Annotated in this window: 23 protein-coding genes, 1 tRNA gene, 1 pseudogene and 1 riboswitch; of the genes and pseudogenes, 18 read left to right on the top strand and 7 right to left on the bottom strand. The window is 51.5% G+C overall.

Going from position 1 to position 23,179, the window contains the following annotated elements; genetic code table 11:
• Window positions 1–33 precede the first annotated feature (33 nt).
• From GN241_15595 to GN241_15575, 5 genes are read left to right on the top strand one after another with little or no spacing between them, the layout of a single operon-like run.
• Window positions 34–924, top strand: a complete 891-nt coding sequence (locus tag GN241_15595; protein ID XAT58657.1) for a sulfurtransferase FdhD — start codon at window positions 34–36, stop codon at window positions 922–924.
• Complete coding sequence (gene mobA / locus GN241_15590; protein ID XAT58656.1) at window positions 921–1,538, top strand: molybdenum cofactor guanylyltransferase MobA; 618 nt, start codon at window positions 921–923, stop codon at window positions 1,536–1,538. The genes GN241_15595 and mobA overlap by 4 nt, the downstream gene beginning before the upstream one ends.
• Entirely contained in the window at window positions 1,538–2,029 is a 492-nt protein-coding gene (gene mobB, locus GN241_15585) for a molybdopterin-guanine dinucleotide biosynthesis protein B (protein XAT58655.1), read from the top strand. Before mobA ends, mobB begins: the two co-directional genes overlap by 1 nt.
• Window positions 2,026–2,934, top strand: coding sequence for a molybdopterin guanine dinucleotide synthesis (locus GN241_15580; protein ID XAT58654.1), 909 nt, complete (start codon window positions 2,026–2,028; stop codon window positions 2,932–2,934). Before mobB ends, GN241_15580 begins: the two co-directional genes overlap by 4 nt.
• Window positions 2,928–4,187 (top strand): molybdopterin molybdenumtransferase MoeA, encoded by a 1,260-nt coding sequence (locus GN241_15575; GenBank protein ID XAT58653.1) that lies wholly within the window; start codon window positions 2,928–2,930, stop codon window positions 4,185–4,187. The genes GN241_15580 and GN241_15575 overlap by 7 nt, the downstream gene beginning before the upstream one ends.
• Window positions 4,188–4,231: 44 nt before the next feature.
• On the opposite strand, the gene GN241_15570 is transcribed toward GN241_15575, so the two are convergent.
• Window positions 4,232–5,248: a hypothetical protein gene (locus GN241_15570; GenBank protein ID XAT58652.1), complete on the bottom strand. Its 1,017-nt coding sequence runs from the start codon at window positions 5,246–5,248 to the stop codon at window positions 4,232–4,234.
• A gap of 42 nt (window positions 5,249–5,290) precedes the next feature.
• Complete coding sequence (gene greA / locus GN241_15565) at window positions 5,291–5,761, bottom strand: transcription elongation factor GreA (GenBank protein ID XAT58651.1); 471 nt, start codon at window positions 5,759–5,761, stop codon at window positions 5,291–5,293.
• Window positions 5,762–6,030: 269 nt separating this feature from the next.
• Here greA and GN241_15560 point away from each other — a divergent pair.
• From GN241_15560 to GN241_15550, 3 genes and pseudogenes are all read left to right on the top strand, one after another.
• A pseudogene (locus GN241_15560) lies at window positions 6,031–7,682 on the top strand (FAD-binding protein).
• Window positions 7,683–7,851: 169 nt separating this feature from the next.
• Entirely contained in the window at window positions 7,852–9,507 is a 1,656-nt protein-coding gene (locus GN241_15555) for a tetratricopeptide repeat protein (GenBank protein XAT58650.1), read from the top strand.
• Window positions 9,500–10,348, top strand: coding sequence for a 4-(cytidine 5'-diphospho)-2-C-methyl-D-erythritol kinase (locus GN241_15550; protein XAT58649.1), 849 nt, complete (start codon window positions 9,500–9,502; stop codon window positions 10,346–10,348). Before GN241_15555 ends, GN241_15550 begins: the two co-directional genes overlap by 8 nt.
• Here GN241_15550 and GN241_15545 read toward each other — a convergent pair.
• Window positions 10,341–11,345 (bottom strand): polyprenyl synthetase family protein, encoded by a 1,005-nt coding sequence (locus GN241_15545; protein XAT58648.1) that lies wholly within the window; start codon window positions 11,343–11,345, stop codon window positions 10,341–10,343. The two genes, GN241_15550 and GN241_15545, sit on opposite strands and share 8 nt — an antisense overlap.
• A 53-nt stretch (window positions 11,346–11,398) precedes the next feature.
• Here GN241_15545 and GN241_15540 point away from each other — a divergent pair, with 53 nt between their 5' ends.
• From GN241_15540 to GN241_15530, 3 genes are all read left to right on the top strand, one after another.
• The gene (locus GN241_15540) at window positions 11,399–11,611 is read left to right on the top strand and encodes a DUF2007 domain-containing protein (GenBank protein ID XAT58647.1); all 213 of its coding nucleotides are present in this window, start codon (window positions 11,399–11,401) and stop codon (window positions 11,609–11,611) included.
• Window positions 11,608–12,375 carry a methyltransferase gene (locus GN241_15535; protein ID XAT58646.1) on the top strand — a complete coding sequence of 256 codons (768 nt, stop codon included), beginning with the start codon at window positions 11,608–11,610 and terminating at the stop codon, window positions 12,373–12,375. Before GN241_15540 ends, GN241_15535 begins: the two co-directional genes overlap by 4 nt.
• Before the next feature lie 114 nt (window positions 12,376–12,489).
• Complete coding sequence (locus GN241_15530) at window positions 12,490–12,654, top strand: DUF465 domain-containing protein (protein ID XAT58645.1); 165 nt, start codon at window positions 12,490–12,492, stop codon at window positions 12,652–12,654.
• A gap of 35 nt (window positions 12,655–12,689) precedes the next feature.
• On the opposite strand, the gene GN241_15525 is transcribed toward GN241_15530, so the two are convergent.
• The 3 genes from GN241_15525 to GN241_15515 all read right to left on the bottom strand — a co-directional run bounded on the left by GN241_15525 (window position 12,690) and on the right by GN241_15515 (window position 15,080).
• Complete coding sequence (locus GN241_15525) at window positions 12,690–13,388, bottom strand: DUF1045 domain-containing protein (protein ID XAT58644.1); 699 nt, start codon at window positions 13,386–13,388, stop codon at window positions 12,690–12,692.
• A gap of 55 nt (window positions 13,389–13,443) precedes the next feature.
• Window positions 13,444–14,469 carry a LacI family DNA-binding transcriptional regulator gene (locus GN241_15520; protein XAT58643.1) on the bottom strand — a complete coding sequence of 342 codons (1,026 nt, stop codon included), beginning with the start codon at window positions 14,467–14,469 and terminating at the stop codon, window positions 13,444–13,446.
• A gap of 224 nt (window positions 14,470–14,693) precedes the next feature.
• A complete protein-coding gene (locus tag GN241_15515) occupies window positions 14,694–15,080 on the bottom strand; it encodes a gamma carboxymuconolactone decarboxylase (protein ID XAT58642.1) in 387 nt (128 codons plus the stop codon).
• 647 nt (window positions 15,081–15,727) lie between these two features.
• Here GN241_15515 and GN241_15510 point away from each other — a divergent pair.
• Window positions 15,728–16,321: a cupin domain-containing protein gene (locus GN241_15510; protein ID XAT58641.1), complete on the top strand. Its 594-nt coding sequence runs from the start codon at window positions 15,728–15,730 to the stop codon at window positions 16,319–16,321.
• A gap of 740 nt (window positions 16,322–17,061) precedes the next feature.
• A tRNA-Arg gene (locus GN241_15505) sits at window positions 17,062–17,138 on the top strand.
• A gap of 63 nt (window positions 17,139–17,201) precedes the next feature.
• On the opposite strand, the gene GN241_15500 is transcribed toward GN241_15505, so the two are convergent.
• Complete coding sequence (locus tag GN241_15500) at window positions 17,202–17,603, bottom strand: hypothetical protein (GenBank protein XAT58640.1); 402 nt, start codon at window positions 17,601–17,603, stop codon at window positions 17,202–17,204.
• A gap of 189 nt (window positions 17,604–17,792) precedes the next feature.
• A riboswitch (TPP riboswitch) is annotated at window positions 17,793–17,891 on the top strand.
• 34 nt (window positions 17,892–17,925) lie between these two features.
• On the opposite strand from GN241_15500, the gene GN241_15495 reads away from it, so the two are divergent.
• The 5 genes from GN241_15495 to GN241_15475 all read left to right on the top strand — a co-directional run bounded on the left by GN241_15495 (window position 17,926) and on the right by GN241_15475 (window position 23,091).
• Window positions 17,926–18,906: a thiamine ABC transporter substrate binding subunit gene (locus GN241_15495; GenBank protein ID XAT58639.1), complete on the top strand. Its 981-nt coding sequence runs from the start codon at window positions 17,926–17,928 to the stop codon at window positions 18,904–18,906.
• Window positions 18,882–20,390 carry a thiamine/thiamine pyrophosphate ABC transporter permease ThiP gene (locus GN241_15490; GenBank protein ID XAT58638.1) on the top strand — a complete coding sequence of 503 codons (1,509 nt, stop codon included), beginning with the start codon at window positions 18,882–18,884 and terminating at the stop codon, window positions 20,388–20,390. The genes GN241_15495 and GN241_15490 overlap by 25 nt, the downstream gene beginning before the upstream one ends.
• On the top strand, window positions 20,383–21,081 hold the full coding sequence (locus tag GN241_15485; GenBank protein XAT58637.1) for an ATP-binding cassette domain-containing protein: 699 nt from the start codon (window positions 20,383–20,385) through the stop codon (window positions 21,079–21,081). Before GN241_15490 ends, GN241_15485 begins: the two co-directional genes overlap by 8 nt.
• A 244-nt stretch (window positions 21,082–21,325) precedes the next feature.
• Entirely contained in the window at window positions 21,326–22,390 is a 1,065-nt protein-coding gene (locus GN241_15480; GenBank protein ID XAT58636.1) for an Ldh family oxidoreductase, read from the top strand.
• A 374-nt stretch (window positions 22,391–22,764) separates the two neighbouring features.
• Window positions 22,765–23,091 (top strand): hypothetical protein, encoded by a 327-nt coding sequence (locus tag GN241_15475; protein ID XAT58635.1) that lies wholly within the window; start codon window positions 22,765–22,767, stop codon window positions 23,089–23,091.
• The last annotated feature ends 88 nt before the right edge of the window (window positions 23,092–23,179 follow it).

The raw sequence follows: 23,179 nt of genomic DNA, 5'->3' as shown, positions 1-23,179 counted from the left end.
GTAGATATTGGACTTACCGCTTAACAGGCAGGGTTGCAATTGAGCGTCACGAAATCACAATCAGAGTATTTAATCGCCCCGCAGCAGGGCGGTAGCGGGCTCACCCGCGTGGTACGGGGCATTGATCATTTGGGAGCAGAGCAATCGCTTGAGGTTGTGGAAGAGCGGCCCTTAACCATCTTTTTGAATGCTCAGGAAATCGTGACGGCGATGACCATCGGCGATTATCCGCATTATTTGGCGTTGGGTTTTCTGCGCAATCAAGGCATGCTTTTGGCCGATGATACGGTCACTGACATCGCCTATGATGAGGATTTGGAAACTGTTGTAATACGCACTGCAAGGACCACGAATTATGAAGAAAAGTTGCGCAAGAAAACGCGTACCAGCGGCTGCGCGGTGGGCACTGTTTTTGGCGATATGATGGAAACGCTGCAGGGGATTGAGCTGGCAAGCTCAACCTTGCACACGTCGTGGCTTTATACGTTAAGCGCAAAAATAAACCGTACGCCCTCACTTTATCTATCGGCGGGCGCGATCCATGGCACTGTTTTATGCCATCAAGATAGACCGCTGGTGTATATGGAAGATGTGGGGCGTCATAATGCGGTGGATAAAATCGCCGGCTGGATGCTAAGCGAGGCGGTGAAACCGGATGATAAAATCTTATACACAACAGGGCGATTGACATCTGAGATGGTGATCAAAACAGCTGCAATGGGCATTCCCGTTTTAGCATCGCGATCTGGCTTTACGGCCTGGGGCGTTGAGCTTGCGCAGCAAGTTGGTTTGACGCTGATCGGGCGTTTGCGCGGCAAACGGTTTATATGTTTGTCTGGCGCCGAGCGTTTGATTTGGGACGCAGATCCAGAACAGGTTCCAGAAGAGCCTCATGCGGCCAAGCGCAAAGGCGGGCGATCATGATCCAAGCGGTTGGAGTGATTTTGGCCGGCGGGCAAGCCCGTCGTATGGGAGGGGGCGATAAAGGCCGTTTGCTGCTCGAGAAGAAAAGTCTGTTTCAACATGTGATCAACCGGCTTGCTCCGCAGGTGGACCGTATCGTTTTGAATGCGAATGGGAATCCAGACCGGTTTAAGGATCTGTCGTTGCCGGTTATTGCGGATAATTTTGGCGATCATGCGGGGCCTTTGGCCGGAGTTTTGGCCGGGCTGGATTGGGCCCAACAGCATGGCGCGCATCATATCGTTACGGTGGCTGCCGACACGCCATTTTTCCCAAAGGGGTTGGTTGAAGCCTTGTTTCATGCCAGCCAAGGGCAAAAGCATAAGCTGGTTTTGGCCGCCTCGCAACATGGCCAAGACGAACCCAAGCGCCATCCCACTTTTGGGCTATGGCCCGTAGCTTTAGCGGAGGATTTGCGCAAAGAATTAAGCGGGGGATTGCGAAAAGTTGTGCGCTGGAGCGATCAGCATGAAGGTCGCATAGCGCTTTTTTCTGCCATGCCATTTGATCCGTTTTTCAACATCAATACGCCGCAAGATTTGCAAAAAGCGGCTGATTTTATGCAGTATAGCTAATGCGGGTTTATGGAATCACCGGGTGGAAAAATTCGGGCAAAACAGGGCTGATGGAGCGCTTGGTCGAGGAATATTGCTACCGTGGTTTGACCGTCTCAACCATCAAACATGCCCATCACAGTTTTGACGTGGATCAACCGGGGCGCGACAGCTATCGCCATCGCGCGGCCGGCGCGCAGCAAGTCCTTTTGACATCCCGCAATCGCTACGTTTTGATGCATGAGTTGCGCGGGGCGGATGAGCCCAGCTTAGACGAGCTGCTGAGCAAGTTGGCGCCGGTTGATCTGGTTCTGATTGAAGGTTTCAAGGGCGCAGCGCATCCCAAAATAGAGGCGGTGCGCGCAGCAACAAACCAGCCGCTGCTGGCGCCGCAAAACCCAACGATCAAAGCCGTTGCCAGCGATGCGCCTTTATCGGTGCAGCAGCCGGTTTTTGATCTGAACGACACTGCGGGGATTGCGGATTTTATTGTGGAAGAGGTTGGATTGTGAGCTTTGATACGGTGATTGCCGTGGATTGGTCGGCGCGCTCTTCCTTATCGCCGCGGCGCCCTGTTGCAGATGCAATCTTCATATGTTGCAAACATCGCGCAGAGCAGCCCGAGCATCCCCTGTATTTTCGGGGGCGCGCCTCTGCTCTGGCCTATCTTTATGATCTGTTGGAGCGCGCGTTAAACCGGGCTGCGCGCGTTTTGATCGGGTTTGATTTTGGCTTTGGATATCCGCGTGGCTTTGCAAAAGCCCTGACCGGCTCAGACAGCGCATTGGCCGTTTGGAACTGGTTGGCCGAACGGATTGAGGATCGCCCTGATAATTCAAATAATCGATTTCAGGTGGCTGCGGAAATCAATAATCGGTTCCCAGGAATAGGGCCGTTTTGGGGTGCGCCTGCGGGGCAAACTTACGCCGGCCTTCCGCATCGCGGCAGCCTGCGGGTTGGGCATGGCTTGCCTGATTTGCGCCTTACAGAGCAAGCCTCGGGCAGTGCGCAAAGCGCGTGGAAGTTGTTCACCACCGGCGCGGTCGGATCGCAAACATTGCTGGGGATAAGCCATTTGGCAGGCTTGCGGCATTGGCTTGGCAAACGCGGGGGCGTTTGGCCTTTTGAAACGCAGGCAAAGCAAAGCTCAGCTTCCGTTATATTGACGGAAATTTATCCATCATTGCTCTCTATCCCCTCGGCTGAAAGCCTCACTGCCGCGTATCCCGATGAACCCTATCATGTGCTAGATGCCCGACAAGTTTGGGCCGCTTGCAATTTTATGAGCAGCCTAACCGATAGGTCCCAAAATGCGGCCTCCGCCCTGTCCGAAATGGTGGCGGCTGTGCCAAAGCCGGTTCTAAAAGAAGAGGGCTGGATTTTTGGCCTTTCGGCACAGGGGGCGATAGGATGTTAAGCCCTCCGCCCTTGCGCAATGATTGTTTTGCCCTGCCAGAGGGTGTTGATTGGATGCCTGTATCGCTTGCCTTGGAGCGGTTGAAAGAACGGATGCAATGCTGCGTTAAGGTTCAAACCTTACCCCTCGATCAAGCGCTCGGGGCGTTTCTAGTGCAGGAGGTCAGCGCTCCAAATGCCCATCCACCGCATGCTAATGCGGCGGTAGACGGGTATGGCTTTGATGGTCGGCTGAGCCAAGAGGCCGGCGCGCTGCACATGCCTTTGGCCCAAGGCCGCGCCGCTGCAGGGCACCCATTTGACGGCGCGCTGCCCTATGGCGAGGCCTTGCGGGTGTTGACTGGGGCGCCACTGCCCGCCGGCGTCGATACTGTTATCCTGCAAGAAGATGTGAGCAGCGATGGCGAAAGAATTGCCTTTAACGGCCCTTTGAAACGTGGCGCCAATACCCGCAATGCAGGAGAGGATGTGACGCAAGGCACGAAACTTTTCAGCGCTGGACACCGCCTCGAAGTAGGTGATTTGGCGCTTCTGGCCTCGGTTGGGGTGGGGCAGGTGCTGGTGTTTCAACGTTTGAAAATCGGTATTCTGTCCACCGGGGATGAGCTTCAAGAGATCGGGCAACCGCTTGCGCAGGGTCAAATCTTTGACGCCAATCGGCCGATGTTATTGGCGTTGATCGACCGGCTTGGCTATCAAGCGATTGATCTGGGGCGCGCCTCAGATGAGCGCGATCACTTGCGCGCTATTTTGGACGCGGCCGCCCAAAGCTGCGATGTTATGCTCAGCACGGGCGGCGCGTCAGATGGGGATGAAGATCATATGTCGGGCCTGTTAAATGAGGCAGATAGTCTGGCTATTTGGCGGGTCGCGGTAAAGCCAGGCCGGCCCATAGCAATGGGGGTTTGGAACGCGATGCCGGTGTTCGGTCTGCCGGGCAATCCGGTTGCGGCTTTGGTCTGTGCCTTGATTTTTGCTTCACCCGCGCTGCGGGTGCTTGCAGGGGGGGGCTGGGTGTCACCGCAGCCTTTTCTCGTGCCGGCCGGTTTTCGTAAAACCAAAAAACCGGGCCGGGTTGAATATCTTCGGGCCCGGATAGAAGCGGGGCGGGTTGTTATATTCCCATCCGAAGGTTCGGGGCGTGTAAGCGGTTTGAGTTGGGCGCAGGGTTTGGTCGAACTTGGCGCGGGCGCACAAGAGATTAACGCGGGAGACCCCGTGCGATATCTTCCTTTTTCGAGCTTTCGCGCCTAACGCGGCTTCCGATATGTTTCAAAAGGGCAGAGCAAGCGGCCGGGTTATTCAAAGGTTCCCGTGACGCTGCCCAGCACCATAAACGCCCGCGCGGTGCGCGTTTGGGCGAATGCAGCCAGTTCGTCTTCGCGGGCTTGCCGCTCAAACTCCATGAATGACTTGTCAAAGATACGTAAAAAATGATGGGCGGCATCACGAAAAATCAGATCTTCGCGCATGCGCTTTTGCGTCAGCTCTAATACCGATTCTTCTTGGATGGTTGCCAAGCCCGAGAGCGCTGCGCCGCGGGCACCTTGGGAAAACAGCCGCCAATCTTTTGTAGAACTGGGCTTGGGCGTTAAATCATCCATGTAAATACCATCTTGGCTGAGCAAGGTTAAAACATCCTCGGCGGCACGAATAAGCTGGCGCGTTGTGTGATCGCGCATAGCTTTTCTTAACGCGGTGAAGCCGAGCTTATCGGTTTCATTTTGTGGAAAGTTCAACGCGCGTATGTAATCAGCTTGCGGCAAAGGAGAAGGATCATTTTGCTCAGCTTTGGTGAGGGGCAGCATGGCTTGATCTTGATCGGATTTGGACGGCTGCCATGCCGTCACCGGCACTGGGCGCGGATCTTGCGCGATATCGGCTGTCGCGGCTGCGTGGCGGCTGAGCTGCTCAACCGTTTCAAGCAAAGCTTGGATGCGCGTATGCAAGAGTTCATGCGCCAAGTTGGATTGCTGAACCTGCTCTGAGAGCGCAGAAATCTGCTGACTTATAGCGGCGATGTCTCTTTCGCCCTCCCGCGTTGGTCTCACAGCGTCAACCGCGATCGGGCGCGAAATATGGTTCTGCAGATCTCCTAAAAGATCCAATACGTAAACAAAGCCCAAAACGCATAACCCGATTAGCGCAGTTAGGCTGAGCGCGATGCCGAAACTGACATCAGCTTCATTCTTGTTTCCCCACCAAAGCGCACCAGCGCATAAAACGGGCAGGGCGAGGCCAAGTAGAAGGAGCAAGCGCCGCCCTTGGATCAGCTTCGATTGAAGCCTGTTCAGATCTTTTGGATCACGTGACATGCGTTATGATCTCTTGAGAAAAGGTAACTGTGGTGGCGTCGTTTAAATGAATTTAACGTCGATCACTTCGTAGGATTTTCCACCGCCGGGAGTTTTTACATCGACGCTGTCGCCTTCTTCTTTGCCGATCAAGGCCCGTGCGATTGGAGATTTGATATTTAACAGACCATTTTCGATGCTCGCCTCATGTTCGCCTACAATTTGCCAAGTATGTTCTTCATCTGTGTCTTCATCGATCAAAGTGACGGTGGCCCCAAACTTAATCGTACCAGACATTTTGCTCGGGTCCAAAACCTCCGTCAAAGATAAAATGCCCTCGAGCTCTTTGATCCGGCCTTCGATAAAGCTCTGTTTTTCCCGCGCAGAATGGTATTCAGCGTTTTCAGATAGATCTCCGTGTTCGCGCGCCTCTGCGATGGCTTTCACGATGGCATGTCGCTCAACAGATTTTAACTGCTTCAATTCCGCCTCAAGCGCATCATAGCCCGCCCGGGTCATAGGTATCTTTTCCATAATCTTGTTCATCGCTTTTTAAGGTGCCGGATCGCATCGGCTTTTGTCCGTCGGCATGTGACCAAAGCCGCCCAAGAAATGCAAGCAAAACTATGCGATACGGCGTGTTTTTGCCGGAGAAATCTTTCTTATTAGGCAGTTCTTTCTAAGGTTTTAACACAAAGCACCGGCGCATAATGAATAATCACTCAAAGCGCATTGACGGCGGGCTTTTGCGCGGGTTAAGCGTTTGGGTAACAATATTTCAAGGCATGCAGCTGGAGAAGCAGATGAGCGAAATCGAACGCGAAACAATGGATTATGATGTTGTGATTGTCGGTGCCGGCCCGGCAGGTTTATCGGCGGCAATTCGCTTGAAACAGCTGGACAGTGAACTTGATATTGTTGTGCTTGAAAAAGGCTCTGAGGTTGGCGCACATATTTTATCGGGGGCCGTTTTAGATCCCAGCGGGCTAGTCCGCTTATTTCCAGATTGGAAGGCCAGAAATGCGCCTCTGACAGTGCCGGTAAAAGAAGATAATTTTTATGTTTTGGGTGAAGCGGGTCAAATTCGTTTGCCCAATGCGCTGATGCCGCCGCTGATGAACAATCATGGGAATTATATTGTTTCTATGGGAAATGTCTGTCGTTGGTTGGCCGAGCAAGCCGAGGCGCTTGGCGTAGAGATATTTCCGGGCATGGCCTGTTCCGAGTTGGTCTACGGCGCGCAGGGTGAGTTGCGCGGCGTGGTTGCCGGTGAATTTGGTAAATCGGGCGATGGGTCGATCTCTGAGGCTTACGAGCCGGGTATGGAGCTGTTGGGCAAATATGTTTTCTTATCCGAAGGGGTGCGCGGATCGCTTTCAAAGCAGGTGATTGAAAAATACGATTTGGCTGCAGGCTGCGATGTGCCAAAATTTGGCCTTGGCATGAAAGAAATTTGGGAAGTGGATCCCGAGCGCCATAATGAAGGCGAAGTCACGCATAGTTTGGGGTGGCCTTTGGGCTTTAAAAATTCGGGCGGCTCCTTCATTTATCATCTGGATAACAATCAGGTTTATGTGGGCTATATTGTCGATTTGAATTATAAGAATCCTTATCTTTCACCCTATATGGAATTCCAGCGCTTTAAGCATCATCCCAAAATTGCAAAATTGTTAGAAGGCGGCAAACGCATTGCTTACGGAGCTCGAGCCGTTACCAAAGGCGGTGCGCAATCTCTTCCCAAAGTCGCGTTTCCAGGCGGGGCGTTGTTGGGATGTTCTGCAGGGCTGGTGAATTTACCACGTATCAAGGGCAACCATAACGCGATGCATTCGGGGATTGAGGCTGCTGAAGCGGCCGCAGCGGCCATAAAAGCAGGGCGCTCGGGGATCAACTTGACGCCTATGATCATAGCTTGCGGACGGGCGTGGTTGGCAAAGATCTGAAGAAAGTGCGCAATGTTGCGCCTCTTAATGCGCGTTTTGGTCCTTTGGGCGGCCTGTCTCTTGGCGGTTTTGATATGTGGTGGCAAACCGTTTTTGGGTTTTCTTTATTCGGCACATTGTCGCATGGCAAAACGGATGCACAAGCCACTGAGCCCGCCGCGCAGCATGCCGAAATCACTTATCCAAAGCCCGATGGCAAACTCAGTTTTGATCGGCTGACCAATGTGGCATTTTCGATGACCAACCATGAAGAAAGCCAACCGGCGCATTTGCAACTTTCGAATCCTGATCTGCCGATTTCGGTGAATTTGCCGAAATTTGCGGAACCTGCGCAACGGTATTGTCCCGCGGGCGTTTATGAAGTGGTTCAGGAAGAGGCGAAAGATCCCCGGTTTGTGATTAATTTTCAAAACTGTGTGCATTGCAAAACCTGCGATATAAAAGATCCAAGCCAGAATATCACTTGGGTCACGCCTCAGGGGGGCGATGGTCCTAACTATCCCAATATGTAAGTTCTGCGCGCACCCTTCTTGAGAATATCAACCAACGCCTTACATTTGATTTATCAAATCTTGCGTTTTCACCAAGGCATTGCTTTGGCTGGGCACGCAGCCTAAGTTAACGGAAAACGGGTAGGTTTTTATTTTGCGGTTTATTTTAGGGTTTGCATGCATAGTAAGCATGTTTGGCGCCCCGTCTTTTGCGGAGGGGTTGGCCGGGCCGTATCTTGCGGGCCGTCAAGCCAGTTTGGATGGTCGGCTGGACGCGTCTGTTCAGTATTTCTCAAAAGTTGTTGCGCAGGATAGCGCTAATATAATGGCGCTTGAACAGCTGATTTTGGCGCAGGGTGCATTGGGGCGGTTTGAGCAGGCCTTACCCGCTGCTCAAGCCTTCATAAATCAAGGCGCCAATGGCCAATGGGCCAATTTGGTGGTGATTGCAAATACTGCCAAGTCTCAAAATTATTCAGCCCTGTCGAGGCTGTTGCAAGAAGAGCGCGGGATTGGTCATCCCCTTATTGATGATTTGATTGAAGCTTGGTCATTGGCCGGTAGCGAGGATTATGAAGCAGCGATCGCGAAGTTGAAAGTATTGTCTAAGCAGGATCAGGAACGCGGGCTCGCTAATTATCATCTGGCGTTGATTTATAAAGTGTCAGGCGATTATCAGGCTGCCGATGACCGCTTTGAAGCATTGTCAAAAGATGGCGCGCAAGTGACGCGCAGAGCGATTTTAATCAGGCTCGAGGCTTTGATGCAGGATGGTCAGTTTGATAAGGCTGGTACAATCTTTGACAGATTTTTCACCGAGCAATCTGACCCTGAGCTTGATCGGCTGAAAGCTGATATTGGGGGGAAACGATCGCCAAAACCTTTGCTGATGAAAACGGCTGAGGATGGGCTGGCTGAGGTCTTCTTTGCGGTTGCGCAAATCCTCAACCAAGAGCAAAAAGATGAATACAGCTTGTTTCACGCGCAATTGGCGCAGTTTCTCTCTGCTAAATACACCCCGGCCGCGCTGCTGAGCGCCGAAATTTTAGTGGCAATGCGGCAATATGATCTGGCGATAGAGGCCTATCGGACAATTGCCCCCGTTTCCGCGCTGTTTCCCTTGGCTGAGCTGGGGCGCGCGGATGCATTGCGCGACAGTGGAATGACCGAGGCGGCAATCGAGGTATTGCGCGGATTATCCCGTAGCCATGAAAGATTAGTGCCGGCCCATCAGGCGTTGGGCAATTTGCTGCGCAGTCAAGAACGCTATGATGAGGCGGTTATGGCCTATACGGCTGCCTTAGATCTTTTGAACCCCACCATGAAAAGCGCGTGGCGGCTGTTTTACGCGCGCGGCATGGCCAATGAGCGGATGGGCGATTGGCCCGCGGCCGAACAGGATTTCCGGCAAGCGCTGGCGTTACAGCCCGATCATCCTCAGGTTTTGAATTATCTTGGCTATTCGTTGGTGGAAAAGCGTCAAAAGCTTGATGAAGCTCTGGAGATGATCCAAACTGCGGTCGATAAGCAGCCAGAAAGTGGTTATATTGTCGATAGTTTGGGCTGGGTTTTTTATCGCCTTGGCCGCTTTGAGGAGGCCTTGCCGCATTTGGAAAGAGCGGCAGAATTGATGCCGATCGATCCGATCGTGAACGACCATCTTGGGGATGTATTTTGGGAGGTGGGGCGCAAGCGTGAGGCGGTGTTTCAATGGCGGCGGGCTTTGTCATTCGATCCTGAAGAAACAGATCGAAAACGGATTCTGCGCAAGTTAGAGGTCGGATTGGAGCGCGTTTTGGAAGAAGAGGCAGAGGCGTTGCTCTCGACGGCCAATCAAGATGGCTAAGGCCTTCGCAGCGGCCAAACTCAACTTGATTTTACACGTTACAGGTCAGCGTAGCGATGGCTATCATCTTTTGGATTCATACGTTGCTATGGCTGATATTGGCGATCGGATTACTGTTTCACCGGCGGATGAGCTGTCTTTAAACTGCACTGGCCCTTTTGCACCTGATATTTCTTCGGGGCCGGACAACTTAGTGATGCGGGCTGCTCATTTGTTTGATATCTCCAAGGGCGCGCATATTCAGTTGGAAAAAAACCTTCCCGCGTCGTCTGGAATTGGCGGCGGCTCAAGCGATGCCGCAGCGACGATACGGGCCTTATCACAGCTGTGGTCCCAGCCTGTGCCCGCCCTTGCCAAACTGCTGCAGCTTGGCGCTGATATACCGGTTTGCATGTCGCCGCAGTTAACCCGGATGCGGGGGATTGGCGATCAATTAGAGATGTTAGGGCCACCGCCGCAATTTCCCATAATTTTGGTCAATCCGCGGCAGGGGGTATCGACGCCGGCGGTGTTCAACGCGCTTGCTTCAAAAGAAAATCCTCCGGTCTTAGAGGCGATGCCTGATCCGCGAAACCGTGAGGCCTGGTTGCTTTGGTTGTCCAAGCAACGCAATGATCTAGAGGTGCCGGCGCAGAACTTGGTTCCAGTTATCGGGGATGTGCTGGCCGCGTTGCGCGCTGCACCCGGCGTGGCTTTGGCGCGTATGTCCGGCTCTGGTGCCACGTGTTTTGCCTTGATGCAAAATGATGCGGCGCGCGATGCGCTTGCTGTAAAGCTGGCGCAAACCCATCCAGATTGGTGGATCGCATCAACCCAGATATGTTTGGACAGGTTTAAGTAATCCGTTCGACCACATAGGTCGCAAGCGTCGCCAAAAGCGCCTTCATCGGGTGGTCGGGCAGCGGGGCCAAGGCGTCTTGGGCCCGGCGCGACCATTGCAAAGCATCTTGGCGGGTATCTTCGATCGCATGATGGGTTTTTAAGAGTTCCAGAGCCCGTGCCAGGTCACCCTCTTGCTGGTCGCCCTTTTCGATCGTGCGTTTCCAAAATGCCTGTTCATCGGCAGTGGATTTCGCAACGGCTTTGATGAATGGTAAGGTCAGCTTGCGTTCGCGAAAATCATCCCCAATATTCTTGCCCATCACGTCAGGATCGCCGCTAACATCTAATAGATCATCGACAATTTGAAACGCGATTCCCAGAGCATCGCCGTAATCAAACAAAGCGGTTTGAACCGCTCTAGGTGCATTTGCAATCACCCCGCCGACTTCCGTGGCGGCTGAAAACAGGGCGGCGGTTTTACCTCTGACCACTTGCAGATAAATCTCTTCGTTGGTGTTCAGATCGCGCGAGGCGCTGAGTTGCAAAACTTCGCCCTCTGCGATTGTGGCAGAGGCGTTGGATAAAATGGCCAATACGTCAAGAGACCCAGTATCTACCATCAATTGAAAGGCCCGCGAAAACAGATAATCGCCCACCAATATGGATGATTTGTTATCCCAGAGTAGATTGGCTGTGGGTCGCCCGCGCCGCTGCGCGCTTTCATCGACAACGTCATCATGCAGCAGGGTGGCGGTATGGATAAATTCGACCGTTGCCGCCAAATGAATATGAAAGCCGCCCGTATAGCCGCAGATAGAAGCGCTTGCTAGGGTCAGTAAGGGGCGCAGACGCTTGCCACCTGCATTAATCAAATGCGCGGTCACTTCGGGAATGCGCGGCGCGTATTGTGAGGCCATGCGCTGTGAAATCAGCTCATTGACCTGTGCCATCTCTTTCGACAGCAAGTTTGCCAATGCATCTTGGGGTTTGGTCACGATGTTCCCTTGATCGCCCATTTTTCAGTTTCCTAAGCTCGACAAGGCGCAGTGATATTACTAAATGTAAGGCCATGCAAGAACTGCTCAGAAGCACCGACATCACTTTAATTGCCTATGCGCAGGCGATTCTGAAAGATGCGGAAATTGCTTTTTTTGAATTGGATACAAATACCTCGGTGCTTGAAGGATCTCTGGGGATTTTGCCGCGTCGTTTGATGGTGCGCGAAGACGATCACGCATCGGCGCTGCGCTTGATGATCGCGCATAAGATTGAGCTGCGATGACCTTTGATTCGGATTTGCATAGCCATGACCAGTTTCTAGGTGGCCGTTTGATGGTTGCTCAGCCCAAGACAGGGTATCGCGCGGGGGTTGATCCTGTTTTGCTTGCCGCCTCGGTTCCCGCGGTCAGGGGGGAAAGCGTTTTAGAACTTGGTTGCGGTGTTGGCGTGGCCAGTCTGTGTCTGGCGGCCCGCGTCCCCGGCTTGGCAATAACCGGAGTTGAAATTCAGCCTGATGCCGCGATCCTTGCCTCTCAAAATGCGCAGCAAAATGGTTGCAAATTAACAGTTATCACGGCAGATATCGCCTCCCCTCCAGCCGCGCTACGGGGTGAAAACTTTGATTTCGTGATTGCCAATCCCCCTTATTTTGATCGCGCGCAGAGCAGCCCCGCCCCGCATCAGGCGCGCGAACGCGCCCTGGGAGAGCAAACGCCATTGAAGATTTGGGTTAAGCTTGCCGCCAAACGGTTGCGCCCAAAGGGCTATGCCCATTTTATTTTTCGCAGCGAAAGGCTGCAGGATTTTATGGCTGTCTTACCCGATGATCTGGGCAGCTTACAAGTTGTGCCCATCGCACCGCGCAAAGGACGCGAAAGCGGATTGATGCTTTTGCGCGCGCGCAAAGCCGGCCGAGCCAATTTTCGTCTGATGGCGCCTTTGATACTGCATGAGGGCGATCGCCACCGCCATGATGGTGACACCTATACTGGTTTGGTCAGTTCAGTGTTGCGCAACAGCGCAGATTTGGTGTCGATTTGGGAATAGACTGAAGCGGCTCGGCGAAACTTCTCCTATTTTGCGAGAATAAAATTTTTCTAAGTGACAGGGTGATAAATTTATGCTGCCATCGAAGCATGTCTACATAGGAGGTTGAGCAATATGACAGTTGTTTCGCATGTGCGGGAACTAAGAAAAAAGCACCAAGCTTTGTCAGAGGCAGTTGAAGAGGCACAAAAATCCCTGGCGATTGATGACTTGCAGGTCGCAACCATGAAAAAACAAAAATTACGGATCAAAGAAGAAATTCACAAATTATCGAGTTGAGCTTTAGCCCTTTTTATTGTCGGTATTCCGTTCCTTTAGCCGGATAGATTGGCTTCTTCCAAAATATGAAATTGGCCGTTTCTATCCTCTCCCATTAAGGCAAGATGCGCGATAATAAAGGGGCGGTCCAACTCATGAGCCAACAAATTCTTTAATGCTGGTATGATCGTTTCGCGCTGTAAAATGCTCAAGAACGACGTTAACGTAATGTGAAACTGGAACTCTTGCAGCACATAGGGATAGCCCCATTGGTGTAAAAACTGGTTTTGGCGCGGGCTCAGGCGAGCGTTGCGGCGACGGTCTAGATCGCTCTGCTCTAAAGGCGCGCGAAACGGGTCAAACGCTTCAAGGCAGTGTTTGCCAAGCTCAAAGAGGGCAGCGGATTGCATTTGGGGCCTTAACGAGAGGAACCCGCCCCGTTCAGAGAGCATTAAATTGCCCGAAGCTGTTGGTTTTTGATGATTGCAAAAGCCGCGGAATGCGCTGCGCAGGGCGGTTTCACTCTGCGTTGCTTGCAGTCGAAAAGGGGCTTTTAAGGTTGCGTGAAGCCCATATTTCCGCGGTTTTTTTGTATAATATTCTCGGTCAGCCAGCGGCTCTGCAAATGCTTTTTCAGAGCTTATATATTGACCTTTGCTGCAATCCCAGCCCAGCCATGCCCGTCCAAACTTGGCCAATTCCCCCTTGGGAACAAAATAAATCGCATATCTTTTGAACATAGTTTGGTCGGTCATTTCGCTTTCTTTGAAGTTAAAGCGTTGGGCAAAAAACCACGCGATTTCTTCACGATTAGGCCGATCGCAGCGTGTCACCCGGTGAAAGCGTTGGCGTCAGTTCAACGATTTTTTCACCCAATGTCAAGGCGCCCGAAATCCGATGGCAAATGATTTGTGCGGCCTGCCGGCCGATCTGCAAGCGACAGGCATCCATCGTGGCCAATTGCAGTGGTAGGCCTTGCAGCAACTCGACACCATTAAAGCCTGCTAAACCAATTTTTTGCGGAATATCGGCCTTTTGTTTCAAAAGATGCAACAGACCGCCCGCACCAATCATATCGTTTGAGAAATATAAAAAATCTAAATCCGGTGAGCGCATGAGCATATCATTGGTCATATCGCGCCCTTTCGCCAAGGCAGAGCCCCCCGAATAAAATTCTTTATCAGCGATTTCTACACCGGATTGCAAAAGTCTTTCTGAAAAGCCTTCAAAGCGTTTGCGGGCGCGATGGTCGAGAGGCATTTTTGTGCCCATAAATCCTATTTTGCGATATCCTGCATCCAGAATAACCTGCGCCATTTCGCGCCCGGCGCGCCAGTGCGAAATACCCACGGCGCAATCGGTGGCGGTGCCGTCAATATCCATAATTTCAACGATTGGTATTCCAGAAGATTGCAGCATTTTTTGCGACCGTTCAGAATGTTCTAAGCCCGCGATAATAACGCCAGACGGGCGCCATGAGAGCATTTTGTATAATACGCTTTCTTCGGTTTCTGGCAGGTAGTTTGTGATCCCAATAACCGCTTGCAGCTCGGTATTTTCCAGAACTTCATTTATCCCCATAATGACTTCGGGAAAGACCATGTTGGACATGGACGGAATGATAACGGCGATCAGATTCACCCTTTGGCTTGCCAAAGCGCCGGCTATTTTATTTGGTACATAGCCCAAATCATGGGCGGCTTTGAGCACCTTTTCGCGGGTGGTTTGCGAGACATCGCCGCTGTCGCGCAGAACGCGGCTGACGGTCATTTCAGAAACGCCGCAGGCTTCTGAGACATCTCGTAACGTCAATGAGCGTGGTGGAGTTTTTGACACGTCGCGATTTCCTTTTTGGGCGTTCAGGTAAGGGTAGCCGAGAATTTCCTTCTGGATCAAGCTATATGCCTGTTTTTGTAAGACGCAAGGCGCCGCCGCTGCAAATGTTTTGAGTGGGCTTAACCAAGCCGGTCCATCAATAGGCTTTTCGGTGCGGATGGTTTTTTTGCCCTGGTCTTTTTTGCGCTATGGCGGTTCATTTGCTTGCCGGCGCTGAACGCGGCCTAGCGGGGCGTCTCATTGAGCACTTTGCGGGCTGCACGAAAACATTCTAAAGCCTGTGGCACGCCACAATAGATACCCACAACATGAATGATTGCGCGAATTTCCTCTGGGGTCACGCCGTTATTTAAAGCGCCTTTACAATGCAGTTCCCATTCATGCATTTTGCCCAATGCCGCAATCATGGACAGGTTCATCATGCTGCGGGTTTTGGCATCAATCACATCATCGCCCCAGCCAAAACCCCAACACCAGGCGGTCATGGCTTCTTGGAATGGACGCGTGAGCTCATCGGCTGCAGTCAAGTTGGTCTCTACATACTCAGCTCCTAAAGTGGCTTTTCGCTGTTCTAAGCCCTTCAGAAAAAGGTCTTCGTCAAATAGGCTCATCTGGGTCTCCAAATCTTAATGTTGAGGGTCTGATGTGATGTGTCTACTTGGCACGATTGTCGATGACCAGCCCCGGTTGGCTGGCCCATATCTGCTAGCCCTTTTCAAAATGCTTTGGGCTTTTGGCGGATGCCCTGCCGAAGAAAGACAGCATATCGAGGGTCTTGGCGCGATGTAAAGCCGGTCAACCCCCGTAACTTTTATCTGGCATTTTCCAATATTCAAGCTGCGTAAAAAACGATGAGCGCAAATGTTGTTGAAAGACATTCAAGCCTGCGCTGAGACATATAAAAGACCCTGAACAGGCCTCTGTGCCAGATCATAATAGTGATCGGTGCCTGTCGCGATAAAAACTCCCGCCACGCGGCATTTCATGAAATACAGGGCCTCAAAGCACCGTTGGGGCGGCGTGATATTCGCCGGTGGGATCAAGACTTGGGTGGGGCGCAAAGCCAGAGTGTATCTTTTCGGGTGTCAAAAGACTGAAAGGGCCGCTGTTTAGATAACTCGGATCCAAATGGCCGTTATAAGGATCAGTCAAGGCTTATATTCGAGCCGCAAAATAGGCCCGCAGAGTTAATTGAGTTTGACATGGCAATCCCAAAATGTAGGGTTTTGGGGGAAGAATAATCTTATTGGTTTTTGTAATGGCACGCCCGTTTGATTTATTATTGTCCGAACTTCGGACTGTTTATGAAAACCACCAAGAGCTGATGGCTTTTGCGCCGTTCTGCCAAGATGTCACAACTCAAGAGATCGAGCCAAATCCATTGCTATGCGGGCAGGGATTGGCACGCGAAAAGAATGAATTTTTTGAAACGCAATATCAGACACTTTGTAAGGCTGTTGTGGCAGCAGGAGCTCAAGCGCATTGGCGCGAAACCTATAAACATACCAAGGTTGGGCAAGATTTTTTAGATCGATTTGGGTGTTTTACAATCATTGGTCCAGAAGGAGGGTTTCAAAGTGGTCAACTTTGGGCATGGGTCGTATATATGCCACCCCGTCTATATTACCCATGGCATGAGCACCCAGCCGAAGAATGCTATTTGGTGATTGCTGGTGAGGCCGAGTTTATGCGGGCTGGGCAGGCGCCGCGTTTTTTACATCCCGGAGATGTTATTTTTCACGCCGCGCAGCAACCGCATGCTTTGCAAACACGTGAAGCTGGGGTGTTGGCGCTGGTGTTTTGGCGCAACGGCTTTGGTATCTTGCCCGTGCTAAGCGAAGACACGTCATAAAGCGCATCACAAATTTTAAGGCCTTCCCTTTGGCAGGCCGCAAAAATTTCTAAATATAAAGCGTGTCGCTGCAATGGTGTGGTGGTACGAACTTCAAGAGAAAACGATGATCCAAAACATTCAAATTCTTGGCCTAGTGGGCCTAGCAACAGTGAAGCCTATCTGGATCATGCTAAACCAATCGTCAATGTCTCTAATCATAGTTTCATTACTTTTAATTCTTAACTGGGTTGGGATTTCATATTTGATAAAACAGGCGAACAAATAAATACGACAAATACTTCTTAGATAATGACTAAGTGGATATCATCTTTCGCCTAATGCGCTAAAAACGGCATCCACAATAGGTGCGAAGAAATAACTGATAAGACGTCGTTTATCTGTTGCGATATCTACAGAAGTGGTCATGCTTGGACGAAGGGCAAATTGATCTCATCCACTCATCAACTTGTTTTCCTGGGGGGTGATACGCACTTCAAAAGACCAGACACCTTTTGTTGCTTCGGTTGAATCAGCCGCCACATCAGCCACTATACCCGTTAAAAATCCAAAACGCTCTGATGGGTAGGCTCCTAGATTGATATTGGCCTGTTTTATATCAGAGGTAGAATTGGCTTGTTAAAGTTTACGATCCTCAAGATGGGTGCATGGGATAAAGCAGATGCAGCAGCCTGATAACCTAGATGCAAGCTTTTAGGTTGGCATTGATTGTGCTAACTCCTATCACGAATAGGCTGAACGGCCCCGTGGCTCAACTGGATAGAGCAGCCCCCTCCTAAGGGGCAGGTTACAGGTTCGAATCCTGTCGGGGTCACCATTCTTTACAAGAACGTTTTATAATTTTCCACATCATGGGTAAATATGAAGAGGTTTCCTAGAGTTATTTCTTTGACTCTGGCGCACTTTTGTTACGCGCCGCATATTGTTTGATGAACGGGTTTAGAAGTATCGCCAAAGTCACACCTATTAGAACACCCACAAAATCCGGCCAAAATTCTGAGAAATCGCCAAACCGGTTTACATAGCGTTGGATGCGTTCGATAGCGCTGCTAAAAACCAGCGCCAGCGGTGCCATCACCAGGCCGCTTTTCAGACGCACCATCAGCATATGCATTACCAGCAAGGCAAAGCCTGCGGTATGAAGCAGCTTATCGGCACCCTGAGGGGCAAGTTTGCCGGCCCAAGGTGTTAGGGTCGTGACCGCGATCACAACTGCAATGCACAGCGCAGTAAAAAGCGCAATATTTTGAAGATTACCGCTACGTTTTATAAATGACACCATAGCGTCACCCGACATGAATATGCGCGCGATCGGATCCTCAGCTGACCGTAAAATGCCTATGTTATTCTTTTTGGCGTTTGAGGATTTGATAGCAGCGCAAGCGGTTCAAGCCTGTAGGCGGGTGGGCAGGTTGTTGCGACGGTTTGACATCTTTAGGGGTTGCCACCGTGTTGTGAAAACTTTATTCACGACCTCACCTCGGGGCGCCTTGTTGGCTGAGACGCATTTTGCGAACCCGTCGAACCTGAACCGGTTAAGACCGGCGGAGGAAAGGTCAGCTTCACGCTACACGCTCTCCGCCCGTCGCAAATATGGAGAGAACATGAAGTACTTCACATTCGCAGCGGGTCTGTTCACTGCCAGCATGACGTTGGCGCAGACTCCGATATTTACAATTTATGCCCCAGATTATTTTGCGTCAGAATGGGGGCCAGGACCCGCGATTGAGGCCGCTTTTGAGGAAAGCTGCAGCTGTGACTTGCAGTTTAAAACGGGTGATGTCATGTCACGGATCATTCTGGAGGGTGAACGCACCGAGGCAGATGCCGTGATCGGTCTGAACACAGACATTACAAAAAAAGCGCGCGAAACGGGTTTGTTCGCGGCCCATGGCCAAGACAATGCGCAGCTCACATTGCCGATAGAGTGGAGCGATGAAATATTCCTGCCCTTCAACTATGGCCATACTGCGTTTATCTACAATACTGAAAAAGTGGCCAACCCGCCCGCGTCTTTTGATGCTTTGGTGAATTCTGGCACAGACTTGAGCTTGGTGATCCAAGATCCGCGCAGCTCAATCTCGGGCTTGGCCTTGGTGCTCTGGGTGAAGGCGGTCTATGGTGAGCAAGCAGAAGCAGTTTGGCAAAAGCTTGCGCCGAAAATTCTAACCGTCACCAAAGGCTGGTCAGAATCCTATGGGCTGTTTTCAGATGGCGAAGCCGATATGGTGCTCTCTTACACGACCTCACCGGCCTATCATATTGTGGCAGAAAACGATCTTACCAAAAAGGCAGCGATATTTCCCGAAGGGCATTATTTCATGGTCGAGTTAGCGGCGAAAATAGCATCCACAGATGTGCCCGATTTGGCGGATGCGTTTTTGGCTTTCATCATGACGGATCAATTCCAAAACATAATTCCAGAGGGCAATTGGTCTTTGCCTGCAGCCCTGCCAAAATCGCAATGGCCGCAAGCGTTCCAAGACTTGCCTTTGCCTGAAAAAGTGTTGTTCTATTCTGAAGAAGAAGCCGCAAACCTGCGCAAAGAGACGATTGAGGAATGGCGCCGCGCATTGTCCAAATAAGCACTGGGGCGCTGATTTGTAGCTTTGTACTTCTACCGCTTTGGGCGGTTTGGCGTCAGGCGGATGGGCCTACCAGCTTGGGGCCTGCAGATTGGTCAGCTTTGCGCTTTACCATTTTACAGGCTGCGCTTTCGGCGCTCTTGTCCACTTTATCAGCGGTTCCGCTGGCACGAGCGCTTGCGCGCGCGCAGTTTTGGGGCCGTGCTGCGGTGATTAGGCTGATGGGCGCGCCTTTTATTTTGCCCGTTATTGTCGCCATTCTTGGTTTGATTGCGGTTTTCGGTCAAAATGGTTGGCTCAATACGGGGTTGCGCAGCTTGGGCTTTGGCAGCTTTTCGATCTATGGGCTGCAGGGCGTGCTGTTGGCGCATGTGTTTTTTAATTTGCCCCTTGCCACACGGATGATTTTATTGGGCTGGGCAACAATCCCCCAAGAGCGCTTGCGGCTGGGGCAGAGCTTGGATCTTCGCGGTTTTGCGCGGTTTCGTTTGATTGAGTTTCCGATGCTGATGACGATTTTGCCTTCGGCCGCGGCGGTCATCTTTGTGATTTGTTTATCAAGTTTTACCGTGGCGCTGGCTTTGGGAGGGGGGCCCAAATCAACAACGTTGGAATTGGCAATTTATCAAGCTTTTCGATTTGACTTTGATTTTGCAAAAGCCGCTCTTTTGGGGCTGGTGCAATTGGGGCTGTCTGCATCGGCTGCCGTTTTCGCGCTGGGCTTTGCCTGGGGGCATCAGCTGGGCATTGGGCTTGATCGTCCAATTGCGCTGGGCCGCCATTCTACCTTGCAAAAATATCTAGATGGGGTGGTGATTGGCGTGGCCCTGCTATTTTTAGGCCTGCCTTTACTATTGGTCTTGGGCAATGGGCTTGGCAGTATAACCAGCCTGCCGGCTGCAGTGTGGATGGCGGCGCTGCGCTCGGTTTTGATTGCTTTGGGGGCCACAGCGCTGTGCATGTTACTGTCGCTCAGTTTGCTGAGCCGCGGTGGAGAAGCCATCGCAACGTTGAGCATTACGGTATCGCCGCTTGTCTTGGGGACCGGTTTGTTTTTGATTGCCAGTCCTTATGTGAACCCGTTTGAGATAAGTCTTTGGGTAACGCTATGTGTGAATGCTCTGATGTCATTGCCCTTTGCAGTGCGTATTTTACGCCCGGAAATGAGCCAGGTAGACGCCAATTTCTGCTGGTTATCGGCTTCTTTGGGGCTGTCTAGGTTGGGGTGGTGGCGCTGGGTGGTTTGGCCTAGATTACGGCGCCCATTCGGATTCGCCGCGGGATTGACCGCGGCGCTTTCGATGGGCGATCTGGGCGTTATCGCGCTGTTTGGCGATGCCGAGCGCGCGACCTTGCCGCTAAAGCTGTATCAATTGATGGGGTCGTACCGTATGGAGCAAGCCGCGGGCTGCGCCAGCCTTCTTTTGATATTAAGTTTTGGATTTTTCTGGGTATTTGATTTTTTAGGGCGTCGTAATGCTTGATTTGCAAAACTTAAAAATTCGTCAAGGCAGTTTCCAACTGACCGCTTCATTGCGTGGTTTGGATGCAAAAATTTATGCCATTATGGGCCCATCAGGCGCTGGAAAATCTACTTTTTTGGCCGCGCTTGCGGGGTTTTTGCCGGTGTCTTCTGGCGCCGTGCTCTGGAACGGGCAGAATATCACCGGGCTGCGCCCGGCAGAGCGGCCTATGGCGATGCTGTTTCAAGACAATAATTTATTTCCGCATCTTAGCGCAAAACGGAACGTGGCTTTGGCGCTGACCCAGCGCCGATATCTGTCATCGATCCAACAAGAGCAGGTGAAGGCGGCGTTGTCACGCGTGGGATTGGCTGGTTTTGAAACCTCTAAGCCCGGTGAATTATCAGGGGGGCAGCAAAGCCGCGTGGCGCTGGCGCGGGTGCTTTTGCAAGATAAACCAATCCTTTTATTGGATGAGCCCTTCACCGCATTGGGGCCTGCTTTGAAAAATGAGATGCTGGATTTGCTGCAAACGTTGGCGCAAGAGCGGCAGGCTACGGTGCTTATGGTGACGCATGATCCCAACGACGCGCTGCGGATCGCTGATGAGACATTGCTGCTAAGCGATCAAGTGCTCAGCTCACCCCAACCGACGCAGCAAGTGATGGCAAGCCCACCGAAAGCCTTGGCCGCTTATCTTGGGTTAGAGTGATAAAAACAAAGCTTAGCGGATCCTGCCCTATGCGATATAGTGTAAAAGCTGACGATTATTTTGCTCTTTGGCCGCCACAAAACATATCGATCATCCTTTTAAGCAAGCTTTTAGAACGCGCGGTTTTAATCAAGTGGTTTAAAGTTAGGGCTTGTTGGATTTAATCTGGTCAATAGATTAGGCTGGGCAAAGCCTCGGATGGAGCTGGTTCAAACCGCCCATCGTTTTGAATAGGGAACTTATTATGCTGACCAATGAAACGCGTCTTGCTGACTGCGCCCGCCTTAGCGATTTTTGCCGTTTTATTTTAGAAAAAGCTGGGGCAGATCAGCCCAGCGCGCTGGCGGCGACGCGCGCAATGATGCATGGCTCTGTGCACGGTATCGACAGCCATGGCGTGCGTTTGCTGGGGCATTATGCGCAGGCGTTTCAGGGGGGACGATTGAACGTTGCGCCCAAGATTGTGCTGGATCAAACGCGCAGTGGCACGGCGCTGCTGAATGCTGATAATGGGCATGGGGCGGTGGCCACATTTGCCGCGATTGATCATGCTGTGGATCTTGCGCAGACATCTGGGATTGCAGCGATCGGTATTCAAAACACCTCGCATTTCGGACCAGCTGGTGCTTTTTCTAAAGCGGCAGCGGATAAAAATATGATCGGGATTGTGTTTGGGAATTCTGATAGTTTCGTACGATTATTTGATGGCGCTCAGCGCTTTCATGGCACCAACCCGATTTCAGTCGCGGTGCCGACGGCCGAGCCAAACCCGTGGCTGTTGGATATGGCGACCAGCTCTGTTCCTTATAATCGGGTTCAATTACACCAATCGTTGCAACAGGATTTACCGCAGGGCGTGGCATCTGATCCGCAAGGCATAGATACTGTGGATCCGAATATTGCCGAAATGCTGACTCCGATAGGGGGGGCTGATTTTGGCTTTAAAGGGGCTGCGCTGGGTGGTTTGGCCGAAATCTTTTCAGCGGTGTTGACGGGTATGAAGTTGAGCCCCGATATCGCCCCTATGGCGGGCCCTGATTTCACAACGCCGCGGGGCATGGGCGCTTTTGTGATCGTGATAGATCCCAGTGCCTTTGCAATAGGAGAGGTGGTCCGCGCTGGAATGCTTCGGTATTTAAAGCTTTTGCGCGGGTCAAAGGCGCGAAAGGGGGCCAGCGTTATGGCGCCGGGTGATCGCGAATGGGCGCGGGCGGCCGGGCGCATTGAGCAGGGCATTCCACTGGATCCTCTCTCAGTCAAAAGCTTTACGGATTTGGCGTTAAAATGGGATACCAAACTGCCTTGGTGATCAGCTCTATATATGCTGCTAAAGCTTAAATCGCGCGTGATAGCGGTTTTGGATGTCTGAAAAATTTAACCGGCAGGGCGCGTGCTTGCCACGCATCTGGGGGTTGACCTTGCTGCAAGCATCCCATCCATTTCGAACCAGCAGGGTGAGAAACTATATCAAAATATAACGCGCGTTTATGTGAAGCGCTTATATCGTTTCTTAGAGTCACGAAACGCGTGGAATTTTAGGCAGTGTATTACAGAGCTTTTGCTGGCACTGCTGTTAGAAACTTTTACTTTGAAATTTTTATATTTTTTACTATGGTTTTCCCTCTGACGGGAAACAGAGTGTCGACTTATCGATATTGATCAAAAATTTCGGGAGAATTTCGAATGGCGCAAATGATGAACTGCATCAAATTCAAGCCAAAAGCGGGCTCACATGATGCGCTATATACGGCCATTGCGATATATCTTCGAGATTACCCTTTGCCCGATACGGTGCGCCTGTCAGCGCATGATATTGGAGATGGTGAACATGCATTGATCGGGTTTTGGGATGATCTTGAAGATCTTGCCGATGTTTTATCCAACCGCATTGACAATCGCTTTTCAGATGTGATCAAGCCTTTTGTAACCTCTTATCCAAGTGGAGATGAGTTCCAAAGCTTTTCAGGCCCTGGCATTGATTATAATGCCTTTCTCGAAAGTGAAGGTTAACCGGGGCGTTTTTGTGAAGGTTTAACCTTAGCCGGTGGTTTGCCGTTGCCGTTGCGGGCGCATGTTTTGCAATGCCAAAACCACAAGG

The sequence above is a fragment of the Rhodobacteraceae bacterium IMCC1335 genome, assembly GCA_039640495.1.
Classification (GTDB): domain Bacteria; phylum Pseudomonadota; class Alphaproteobacteria; order Rhodobacterales; family Rhodobacteraceae; genus Thalassovivens.
This window is presented reverse-complemented; position numbering and strand designations above follow the sequence as displayed.

Excerpts from the sequence above, each read along its gene's own strand:
- GN241_15525 (XAT58644.1), bottom strand. The coding sequence starts at position 13,388 with ATGACCGACCAAACTATGTTCAAAAGATATGCGATTTATTTTGTTCCC.
- GN241_15510 (XAT58641.1), top strand. The coding sequence starts at position 15,728 with ATGGCACGCCCGTTTGATTTATTATTGTCCGAACTTCGGACTGTTTAT.
- GN241_15550 (XAT58649.1), top strand. The coding sequence starts at position 9,500 with ATGGCTAAGGCCTTCGCAGCGGCCAAACTCAACTTGATTTTACACGTT.
- GN241_15495 (XAT58639.1), top strand. The coding sequence starts at position 17,926 with ATGAAGTACTTCACATTCGCAGCGGGTCTGTTCACTGCCAGCATGACG.
- GN241_15515 (XAT58642.1), bottom strand. The coding sequence starts at position 15,080 with ATGAGCCTATTTGACGAAGACCTTTTTCTGAAGGGCTTAGAACAGCGA.
- GN241_15535 (XAT58646.1), top strand. The coding sequence starts at position 11,608 with ATGACCTTTGATTCGGATTTGCATAGCCATGACCAGTTTCTAGGTGGC.
- GN241_15485 (XAT58637.1), top strand. The coding sequence starts at position 20,383 with ATGCTTGATTTGCAAAACTTAAAAATTCGTCAAGGCAGTTTCCAACTG.
- GN241_15555 (XAT58650.1), top strand. The coding sequence starts at position 7,852 with ATGTTTGGCGCCCCGTCTTTTGCGGAGGGGTTGGCCGGGCCGTATCTT.
- GN241_15540 (XAT58647.1), top strand. The coding sequence starts at position 11,399 with ATGCAAGAACTGCTCAGAAGCACCGACATCACTTTAATTGCCTATGCG.
- greA (XAT58651.1), bottom strand. The coding sequence starts at position 5,761 with ATGGAAAAGATACCTATGACCCGGGCGGGCTATGATGCGCTTGAGGCG.
- mobA (XAT58656.1), top strand. The coding sequence starts at position 921 with ATGATCCAAGCGGTTGGAGTGATTTTGGCCGGCGGGCAAGCCCGTCGT.
- GN241_15475 (XAT58635.1), top strand. The coding sequence starts at position 22,765 with ATGGCGCAAATGATGAACTGCATCAAATTCAAGCCAAAAGCGGGCTCA.
- GN241_15570 (XAT58652.1), bottom strand. The coding sequence starts at position 5,248 with ATGTCACGTGATCCAAAAGATCTGAACAGGCTTCAATCGAAGCTGATC.
- GN241_15480 (XAT58636.1), top strand. The coding sequence starts at position 21,326 with ATGCTGACCAATGAAACGCGTCTTGCTGACTGCGCCCGCCTTAGCGAT.
- GN241_15545 (XAT58648.1), bottom strand. The coding sequence starts at position 11,345 with ATGGGCGATCAAGGGAACATCGTGACCAAACCCCAAGATGCATTGGCA.
- GN241_15530 (XAT58645.1), top strand. The coding sequence starts at position 12,490 with ATGACAGTTGTTTCGCATGTGCGGGAACTAAGAAAAAAGCACCAAGCT.
- GN241_15490 (XAT58638.1), top strand. The coding sequence starts at position 18,882 with ATGGCGCCGCGCATTGTCCAAATAAGCACTGGGGCGCTGATTTGTAGC.
- mobB (XAT58655.1), top strand. The coding sequence starts at position 1,538 with ATGCGGGTTTATGGAATCACCGGGTGGAAAAATTCGGGCAAAACAGGG.
- GN241_15575 (XAT58653.1), top strand. The coding sequence starts at position 2,928 with ATGTTAAGCCCTCCGCCCTTGCGCAATGATTGTTTTGCCCTGCCAGAG.
- GN241_15500 (XAT58640.1), bottom strand. The coding sequence starts at position 17,603 with ATGGTGTCATTTATAAAACGTAGCGGTAATCTTCAAAATATTGCGCTT.